This window comes from Cupriavidus sp. WS (genome assembly GCF_000395345.1).
Classification (GTDB): Bacteria; Pseudomonadota; Gammaproteobacteria; order Burkholderiales; family Burkholderiaceae; genus Cupriavidus; species Cupriavidus basilensis_B.
In genome coordinates, this window is sequence record NZ_AQPL01000052.1 from 23905 (window position 1) to 32748 (window position 8844).

Genomic DNA, 8844 nt, shown 5'->3' on the forward strand with positions numbered 1-8844 from the left:
GAGCCGCCGGCCGGGCGGGCAGTCCCGCCGAGGGGTTTGCCCGCGTCTGCCTTTGCCGCCGTTTTCCGCGACGCGGGACAGGGCCGGGAAGACCACGAACGGCAAGCTGACCTCGTCAGCAGCCTGGGGCGGCGCAGCCGCTCTTTTTTGTTTGGGGAAGGTGTTGAAAGACGACTATTTCGCGCTGTTCGGCCTGCCGGCCACCTACACGGTGGATGAAGCCGCGCTGGACACCGCCTACCGCACCGTGCAGTCGCAGGCGCACCCGGACCGCTTCGCCAACGCCGGCGACGCCGAGCGCCGCGTCGCCATGCAGTGGGCCGCGCATGCCAACGAGGCCTACCGCACGCTGCGCCAGCCGCTCAAGCGCGCGATCTACCTGCTGTCGCTGCGCGGCGTGGACATCCAGGCCGAGAGCAACACCGCGATGGCGCCCGCGTTCCTGATGCAGCAGATGGAATGGCGCGAGGCGCTGCAGGAAGCGGTGGCCGGGCGGGACGTGGCGCGCCTCGACGTGCTGCTGCGCGAACTGCGCGGCGAGAAGCGCGAGCGCCACGCGGCGCTCGGCGCGCTGCTCGATGCCGGCGACGATGCCGCCGCCGGCGGCGCGGCCAGGCAATTGATGTTTATCGAGAAGATCGAACACGATACCAGCGAAGCGATCGACCGCCTGGAAGACTAGCCCGGCCGCCGGGCAGGTTCGCCCCGGCCATGCCACAATGGCGCCCCGGCGCGGGCCGCATCGCTGCAAGCGGTGATGCCCGCCACCGCACGAATAAAGACGATTCATCATGGCACTGCTCCAGATATCCGAACCCGGCATGTCGCCGGCTCCCCACCAGAAGCGGCTCGCGGTCGGCATCGACCTCGGCACGACCAACTCGCTGGTGGCGGCGGTTCGCAACAGCATTCCCGAAGTCCTGACCGACGAAAGCGGCCGCGCGCTGCTGCCGTCCGTGGTGCGCTACCTGCCCGGCAAGGGCACGCAGATCGGCTACCGCGCGCAGGACGAAGCGGTGCACGACCCCAAGAACACCATCGTCTCGGTCAAGCGCTTCATGGGCCGCGGCCTGCGCGACGTGACGCACATCGAGCACAGCCCCTACGATTTCGTCGACGCGCCCGGCATGGTGCAGATCAAGACCGCAGCCGGCGTGAAGAGCCCCGTGGAGATCTCGGCGGAAATCCTCGCCACGCTGCGCCAGCGCGCCGAGGACTCGCTCGGCGACGAGCTGGTCGGCGCCGTCATCACGGTGCCCGCGTACTTCGACGACGCCCAGCGCCAGGCCACCAAGGACGCGGCGCAACTGGCCGGCCTGGAAGTGCTGCGCCTGCTCAACGAGCCGACCGCGGCGGCCATCGCCTACGGCCTGGACAACGCCTCCGAAGGCATCTACGCGGTCTATGACCTCGGCGGCGGCACCTTCGACATCTCCATCCTCAAGCTCACCAAGGGCGTGTTCGAAGTCATGGCCACCGGCGGCGATTCCGCGCTCGGCGGCGACGACTTCGACCAGCGCGTGATGTGCTGGATCGTCGAGCAGGCCGGCCTGCAGCCGCTTTCGGCCGAAGACATGCGCCTGCTGCAGGTACGCGCCCGCGCCGCCAAGGAAGCGCTGTCGGCGGCCGACGCCACCGTGATCGACGCCGTGCTCAACAGCGGCGAGATCGTGCACCTGACGCTCACCGCGGCGGCCTTCGTCGAGATGACCGCGCCGCTGGTGCAGAAGACCCTGGCGCCGGTGCGCAAGGCGCTGCGCGACGCCGGCGTGGCCGCCGATGAGGTCAAGGGCGTGGTGCTGGTCGGCGGCGCCACGCGCACGCCTTCGATCCGCAAGGCGGTGGGCGAGTTCTTCGGCCAGCCGCCGCTGACCAACCTCGACCCGGACAAGGTGGTGGCGCTCGGCGCCGCCATGCAGGCCAACCTGCTGGCCGGCAACGGCGCGCCCGGCGAGGACTGGCTGCTGCTGGACGTGATCCCGCTCTCGCTGGGCGTGGAGACGATGGGCGGCCTGGTCGAGAAGATCATCCCGCGCAACAGCACCATCCCGGTGGCGCGCGCGCAGGAATTCACCACCTTCAAGGACGGCCAGACCGCGATGGCCATCCACGTGCTGCAGGGCGAGCGCGAGCTGGCGGCGGACTGCCGCTCGCTGGCGCGCTTCGAGCTGCGCGGCATCCCGCCGATGGTGGCGGGCGCGGCGCGCATCCGCGTGACCTACCAGGTCGACGCCGACGGCCTGCTGTCGGTCTTCGCGCGCGAGACGCAGTCGGGCGTGGAGGCCACCATCACCGTCAAGCCGTCCTACGGGCTGGCCGACGACGAGATCGCCCGCATGCTGCAGGACAGCTTCCGCGAAGCCGAGCACGACATGAAGAGCCGCGCCCTGGCCGAGGAGCGCGTGGAAGCCGCGCGCCTGGTCGAGGCCACCAGCCGCGCGCTCGAGACCGACGGCGAACTGCTCTCGGCCGACGAGCGCGCCGCCGTGGAGCGGCTGATCCAGGCGGTCGGCGACGTGGCCGCGGGCCAGGACCACCACGCCATCAAGGCCGCCGTGGAGGCGCTTTCCCGCGGCACCGACGAATTCGCCGCACGCCGCATGGACCGCTCGATCAAGAGCGCGCTGGCGGGCCGCAAGGTGCAGGACCTGGGCTGATCCCCGAGGCCGCGCCGTATCCATATCCAGGACAACCCATGCCACAGATCATCGTATTGCCCCACGTCGAACTCTGCCCGGAGGGCGCCGTGTTCGAAGCCGAGGCGGGCACCAGCATCTGCGATGCCTTGCTCAACAACGGCATCGAGATCGAGCACGCCTGCGAAAAGTCGTGCGCCTGCACCACCTGCCACGTGATCGTGCGCGAGGGCTTCGACTCGCTCGAGGACGCGGAGGAAAAGGAAGAGGACCTGCTCGACAAGGCCTGGGGCCTCGAGCCCAATTCGCGGCTCTCGTGCCAGGCGCTGGTCGCCGACGGCGACCTTACCGTGCAGATCCCGAAGTACACGATCAACCATGCCAAGGAAGAGCACTGAGCGCCCGCCGCGCGCCCCTGCCGCCTTCACGACCCGACCGGAGAGAGAGAGCCCATGAAGTGGACCGACACCTACGACATTGCCGCCGCGCTGTACGACAAGTACCCCGACGTCGATCCCGCCGCGATCCGTTTCACCGACCTGCACCGCTGGGTCATGGAGCTCGATGGCTTCGCCGACCTGCCCGACCGCTCGGGCGAGAAGATCCTGGAAGCGATCCAGGCCGCGTGGATCGAGGAAGCGGCGTAGGAAGTCGTTTCAAAAAGACCCTGGCGTCGCTGCGCTGCGCGGCAAGTTACTGGTTGTACTGTCTGCGGCCGCGCCCTTGCAGGGCGCATGCGCGCTGGCAGGCGCGCACCGCGCTGCGTGATCCGAGTTCCCTGCTTCGCCCTGGCCAGAACCGCTTTGCTTCATCTTGAAACGACTTCCAGGCCGCGAGGCAGGCAGGCTGGCAGCAGGTAAAGGGTCAAGGAAAAACGGGCGCGCGCGCCCGTTTTTCTTTGGCCGCCGGCACTGTGTCCGTCTCAGGCGGGGGCCAGCCCGCCGTCCTGCAGCCGGACCCGCTCGCCGACCTGCACGCCGGGATCGGCATGGTAGGTGAAGGTGCGGTGCGTGCCGTTGTCCATCTGCACGCGGACCTGGTAGCTGGTGTCCTTGCGCACGCTCTTCTCGATCTGGTTGCCGGCGAAGCCGCCGCCCACGGCGCCGGCCACGGTGCCGAGGATGCGGCCGTTGCCGCGGCCGATCTGGTTGCCCAGCAGGCCGCCGACCACGGCGCCGCCCACCGCGCCGAGGCCCGTGGCCGGCTTGGCGGTCTCGATCGGCGTGATGGCCACTACGCGGCCGAGGCTGGCGCTGGGCGGCGCGGGCTGGCGCTGCGCATACGCGCCGTTGTCGGCGCGCCGGGGCGGCTGGGCCTGCGCGGCCGGCGCTGCGGGGGCGACAGCTTGCGCCGGCGCCGGATTCATGGCCTCGGGCGGCCGCGTGGTGCTGCCCGGCACGGGCTGCTGCGGCTGCTGGCTGGCCGCGGCATTTTCCGCGGCGATCTGCGCGGTCAGCGACTGCGGCGCACCGGGCGCGGCCTTGCCGAGCGGCAGCACGCCGGTCATGGCGGCCACCGCCGTCAGGCTGGCGATCACGATGGCCACGGCCGCGGCGCCCACGAGCGGATGCAGGCGGCGTTGCGCGGGCAGCGCCGGCGCGGTGGATTCGCTGGACGGGTTCAGGGTCGGATTCGGCATGTCGTTTTCCTTGTGCGGTACCGAAAGCACACGTTGAGTTGAGCACACGCGGCTTCGATGTTTCCCGGTCTTGAGTCTGGCCGAATCCGCCGCCGTTTTCCGTTTGATTTTGTAAGTTTGTGTAGGGCGGATTTTCCCGTGGAATCAATGGCTTGGCCGAGGTGAGCCGGGCGCCGCGCCGGGCCGTTTGTAACAACGCCGGCCGCGGAAAGCAAAAAGCCCCATCGAAGCGATGGGGCTCTGGGTTGCCGGCACGTTCAGCCGACCGCTTGGGTTCGCCCCTCTCCCACCAGCAGGAGATGAGCGCCAGCCATTCAGCAGCGTTCAGTCCTCGCGGCGCAGGTGCGGGAACAGGATGACGTCGCGGATGTTGGGGCTGTCGGTCAGCAGCATCACCAGGCGGTCGATGCCGATGCCGCAGCCGCCCGTCGGGGGCATGCCGTATTCCAGCGCGCGGATGTAGTCGGCGTCGAAGTACATGGCTTCCTCGTCGCCGGCGTCCTTCTGGTCGACCTGCTTGCGGAAGCGCTCGGCCTGGTCCTCGGCGTCGTTCAGCTCGGAGAAGCCGTTGGCGATCTCGCGGCCGGTGATGAACAGCTCGAAGCGCTCGGTGATGCCGGGCAGGGTGTCCGAGGCGCGCGCCAGCGGCGAGACTTCCACCGGGTAGTCGACGATGTAGGTCGGCTCCCACAGCTGGCTTTCGGCGGTTTCCTCGAACAGCACCAGCTGCAGCGTGCCCAGGCCCGCGTTGAGGAACTGCGGCGCGCCGGTGTTGACGCCGAACTTCTTCAGCTCGGCGCGCAGGAAGTCCACGTCGGCCAGTTGCGCGTCGGTGTATTGCGGCGCGTATTTCTGGATCGCCTGGCAGATGGTGAGGCGGTGGAACGGCTTGGACAGGTCCAGCTCGCGGCCCTGGTAGGTCAGCACGGCGCTGCCGCGCGCGTCGATGGCGGCCTGGCGGATCAGGTTCTCGGTGAAGTCCATCAGCCAGCGGTAGTCGGTGTACGCGGCGTAGAACTCCATCATGGTGAACTCGGGGTTGTGGCGCGGGCTCACCCCCTCGTTGCGGAAATTGCGGTTGATCTCGAACACGCGCTCGAAGCCGCCCACCACCAGGCGCTTGAGGTACAGCTCGGGCGCGATGCGCAGGAACATCTGCATGTCCAGCGCGTTGTGGTGCGTGATGAAGGGCTTGGCCGCGGCGCCGCCCGGGATCGGGTGCAGCATCGGCGTTTCCACTTCCATGAAGTCCGCGTCGGCCATGTGGCGGCGCAGCGAGCTGATGGCCTGGGTGCGCGCGCGGAAGGTGGCGCGCGTCTCCGGCGACACGATCAGGTCGACGTAGCGCTGGCGGTATTTCAGCTCCTGGTCCGACAGGCCGTAGAAATCGCCGGGCAGCGGGCGCAGGCTCTTGGACAGCAGGCGCAGCTCGCTGACCGCCACCGACAGCTCGCCGGTCTTGGTCTTCATCAGCGTGCCGCGCGCGGCGATGATGTCGCCGAGGTCCCACTTCTTGAAGGCGGCGTAGACCTCTTCGCCGATCGCGTCGCGGCTGATGTAGAACTGGATGCGGCCGGCGCCGTCCTGCACGGTGGCGAAGCTGGCCTTGCCCATCACGCGCTTGAGCATCATGCGCCCGGCGATGGCGACCTCGACCGGCGCCGCTTCGAGCGCGGCCTGGTCGGTTTCGCCGTACTGCGCGTGCAGCGCGGCGGACTGGTGGGTCGGGCGGAAGTCGTTGGGGAAGGCCACGCCTTGCTGGCGCAGGGCCTGCAGCTTCTCGCGCCGTTCCGCGATGATCTTGTTTTCGTCGGCTGCGGCGGGGGCGTTGGCCTCGGCGGGAGCGCGGTTGGAGTCGGTCATGGTGTCTTGGTGAGGCGCGCGGCGGGCCGCGCGCGGGTCAGGCGGTTCAGGGCGATTCAGGTATTGCGGATGTCGTCGAGCTCGGTGCTGCCGAAGTCCGGGCGGTCGAGGTAGGCCGCGATGCGGCGCGCGGTGTCCTCGGCCGAGGCGAGCTGGTCGTTGTCCTTGAGGTCGCGGAAGCGCTGCACCTGCGCGAAGTCGGCGCCGCGGATGGTGGCCTGCATGCTGGTGTCGACCACGCCCGGGGCCAGCGCCACCGCGCGCACGCCGCGTTCGGCCGGCGCCTGCGCGTACTCGGCGTTGACCGAACGCACGAACATGTCGAGCCCGGCCTTGCCGGCGCAGTAGGCGGCCCAGCCCTCGACCGGGCGGCGCGCCGCGCCGGACGAGATCGCCAGCACCTTGCGCGGGCAGCCGAAGCGCTCGGTGCGCGCCAGGAAGGCCGCGGTCATGGTCATCGGCGTGGCCAGGTTGGTGAGCAGGTGCGGCACCAGCGTGGCCTCCTGCAGCGCGGCCACCGGGCCGATGGGCTCGATCATGCCCGCGTTGAGGATCAGCGTGGCGCTGGCGGGCGCCTCGTCGACCGCGTCGAGCACGCTGCCCAGCCACGCCGCGGCAGGCCCGGCCTGCGACAGGTCCTGCAGGTGCCAGGCCACCTTGACGCCGCTGGCGGCGGCGGCCTGTTCCAGTTCGGGATTGCGGTTGCGCGCCACGCAGATCAGGCGGTGGCCCGGCTTGAGCAGGGCCTGCGCCAGCGCGGCACCGAGCCCGCGCGAGGTGCCGGTGATGATGAACAGGTGCGTTGCTGCGGTCGATGCTGCGGTCATGGTCGGATGGGTCCGGCAGGTGAGTCGCGCCGCGCCGCCGGGCGGCGGCGCGGGGTCGTGTTACAGGCCTTGCTTGAGGCTGGCCTCGATGAACGGGTCCAGGTCGCCGTCCAGCACCTTCTGCGTGTTGGACATTTCCACGTTGGTGCGCAGATCCTTGATGCGGCTCTGGTCCAGCACGTAGGAGCGGATCTGGTGGCCCCAGCCCACGTCGGTCTTGCCGGCCTCGAGCTTGTCGGCCTCGGCCTGGCGCTTGCGCATCTCGTGCTCGTACAGGCGCGACTTCAGCATCGACATGGCCTCGGCGCGGTTGCGGTGCTGCGAGCGGTCGTTCTGGCACTGCACCACGATGCCGGTCGGGATGTGCGTGATCCGCACGGCCGAATCGGTCTTGTTGATGTGCTGGCCGCCCGCGCCGGAGGCGCGGTAGGTGTCCACGCGCAGGTCCGCCGGATTGACCTCGACCTCGAACGAATCGTCCACCTCGGGGTAGACGAACACCGACGAGAACGAGGTGTGCCGGCCGCCCGACGAGTCGAACGGCGACTTGCGCACCAGGCGGTGCACGCCGGTCTCGGTGCGCAGGTAGCCGAACGCGTATTCGCCCTCGATCTTGATGGTGGCGCTCTTGATGCCGGCCACGTCGCCCTCGGACTCTTCCAGCACCTCGGCCTTGAAGCCCTTGCGCTCGCAGTACTTCAGGTACTGGCGCAGCAGCATCGAGGCCCAGTCGCAGGCCTCGGTGCCGCCGGCGCCGGCTTGGATGTCGATGAACGCGTTGGCCTGGTCCATCTCGCCCGAGAACATGCGGCGGAATTCCATGTCCGCGACGACGGCCTCGAAGCCCTTGACGTCGGCCTCGATGGCTTCCATCGTGTCGTCGTCGCCTTCCTCGCGCGCGAGCTCGAACAGCTCCTCGGCGCCCGAAAGGTCATCCGTGAGCTTGCCGAGGACGCCGACCACGCCCTCCAGCATCTTCTTTTCCTTGCCGAGGTCCTGGGCCTTCTTGGGGTTGTTCCAGACCTCGGGATCCTCGAGTTCGCCGTTGACTTCGTCGAGCCGTCCTACCTTGACATCGTAGTCAAAGATACCCCCGTAGATCTTCCGTCCGGGAACGGAGATCGGAGATAGCACCGGAAATGGCGTTGAGGCGTTCTGCTTCCATGATGTTCTGCGCTTTTCAAAACCTTGAATTATAGCGGATCGGGGGCTGTTCCCCCGCACCGGGCGGCGCGCGGCGGACAATTTCGAACGGTTCGCTTGCCGAACGGTCTACAGTTGCGGGTGCGGCATGGCAGACTTGCGGCAGGCCCGCGCCGGCGGGAGCCCGCCGGCCGCCTTCGAAATAGCCGTTCAGACATGGACAAGGATGGACGATAAGCACGCATGAAGCCAAGCAATCACGAGACGACCGAGACGACCAGAATCGAGAGGGCAAGGATGACCGGGACGACCGACACGACCGACACGACCAATGGCCGCCGCCGCCGCGCGCTCGGCCTGCTGGCCGCCGCGGCCGCGGCGTGCCTCGCGGCGGGCTGCGGCACCCTGGCCAGCGAGCCGGCGCCGGACGGCTACTACCGGGTGCAGAGCGGCGATACCCTGTACAGCGTGGCCCAGCGCCACAAGCGCTCGGTGCGCGACCTGACGCGCTGGAACCAGCTGCCCAGCGCCGACCGCATCGAGGTCGGCCAGTTGCTGCGCATCCGCCCGCCCGGCACCGCCAGCGCGGGTGGCAGCGCGGGCAGCGGCAGCGGCCCGGTGGCCGTGCGCGACACCCCGCGCGTGGACAGCAGCCCGCCGGCGCGCGCGCCGGCCACCAGCATCCGCCTGCAATGGCCGGCCGAGGGCCGCGTCACGGCGGGCTACGGGCCGCCCG

Annotated in this window: 9 protein-coding genes; 5 read left to right on the forward strand and 4 right to left on the reverse strand. The window is 69.4% G+C overall.

The window, feature by feature from the left end; translation table 11 throughout:
- Nucleotides 1–163: 163 nt before the first annotated feature.
- The 4 genes from hscB (at nt 164) to iscX (ending at nt 3283) form a co-directional block, all read left to right on the forward strand.
- A complete protein-coding gene (gene hscB / locus K206_RS0105615; protein WP_020201434.1) occupies nt 164–682 on the forward strand; it encodes a Fe-S protein assembly co-chaperone HscB in 519 nt (172 codons plus the stop codon).
- 109 nt (nt 683–791) lie between these two features.
- On the forward strand, nt 792–2657 hold the full coding sequence (gene hscA / locus K206_RS0105620) for a Fe-S protein assembly chaperone HscA (protein WP_020201435.1): 1866 nt from the start codon (nt 792–794) through the stop codon (nt 2655–2657).
- A 38-nt stretch (nt 2658–2695) separates the two neighbouring features.
- Entirely contained in the window at nt 2696–3034 is a 339-nt protein-coding gene (gene fdx, locus K206_RS0105625; RefSeq protein WP_020201436.1) for an ISC system 2Fe-2S type ferredoxin, read from the forward strand.
- Between the two features lie 54 nt (nt 3035–3088).
- Nucleotides 3089–3283: a Fe-S cluster assembly protein IscX gene (gene iscX / locus K206_RS0105630; RefSeq protein WP_020201437.1), complete on the forward strand. Its 195-nt coding sequence runs from the start codon at nt 3089–3091 to the stop codon at nt 3281–3283.
- A 275-nt stretch (nt 3284–3558) separates the two neighbouring features.
- Here iscX and K206_RS0105635 read toward each other — a convergent pair whose 3' ends face one another.
- The 4 genes from K206_RS0105635 to prfB all read right to left on the reverse strand — a co-directional run bounded on the left by K206_RS0105635 (nt 3559) and on the right by prfB (nt 8130).
- On the reverse strand, nt 3559–4275 hold the full coding sequence (locus K206_RS0105635; protein WP_020201438.1) for a glycine zipper 2TM domain-containing protein: 717 nt from the start codon (nt 4273–4275) through the stop codon (nt 3559–3561).
- A gap of 324 nt (nt 4276–4599) precedes the next feature.
- A complete protein-coding gene (gene lysS, locus K206_RS0105640) occupies nt 4600–6138 on the reverse strand; it encodes a lysine--tRNA ligase (protein WP_020201439.1) in 1539 nt (512 codons plus the stop codon).
- Between the two features lie 56 nt (nt 6139–6194).
- Nucleotides 6195–6965 carry an SDR family oxidoreductase gene (locus tag K206_RS0105645; protein ID WP_020201440.1) on the reverse strand — a complete coding sequence of 257 codons (771 nt, stop codon included), beginning with the start codon at nt 6963–6965 and terminating at the stop codon, nt 6195–6197.
- 60 nt (nt 6966–7025) lie between these two features.
- Nucleotides 7026–8130 (reverse strand): peptide chain release factor 2 gene (gene prfB / locus K206_RS0105650; protein ID WP_155887964.1). Its coding sequence is split into 2 segments (ribosomal slippage): nt 7026–8048 and nt 8050–8130, totalling 1104 coding nucleotides; the frame shifts between segments, so codons are not numbered across the junction.
- A 275-nt stretch (nt 8131–8405) separates the two neighbouring features.
- Here prfB and K206_RS0105655 point away from each other — a divergent pair.
- On the forward strand, nt 8406–8844 hold a 439-nt coding region (locus tag K206_RS0105655; protein WP_020201442.1), incomplete at its 3' end, for a LysM domain-containing protein.

Bases quoted from the DNA above. Each gene is read 5' to 3' on its own strand.
- fdx (WP_020201436.1), top strand. From the start codon at position 2,696: ATGCCACAGATCATCGTATTGCCCCACGTCGAACTCTGCCCGGAGGGC.
- lysS (WP_020201439.1), bottom strand. From the start codon at position 6,138: ATGACCGACTCCAACCGCGCTCCCGCCGAGGCCAACGCCCCCGCCGCA.
- hscA (WP_020201435.1), top strand. From the start codon at position 792: ATGGCACTGCTCCAGATATCCGAACCCGGCATGTCGCCGGCTCCCCAC.
- iscX (WP_020201437.1), top strand. From the start codon at position 3,089: ATGAAGTGGACCGACACCTACGACATTGCCGCCGCGCTGTACGACAAG.
- K206_RS0105645 (WP_020201440.1), bottom strand. From the start codon at position 6,965: ATGACCGCAGCATCGACCGCAGCAACGCACCTGTTCATCATCACCGGC.
- K206_RS0105635 (WP_020201438.1), bottom strand. From the start codon at position 4,275: ATGCCGAATCCGACCCTGAACCCGTCCAGCGAATCCACCGCGCCGGCG.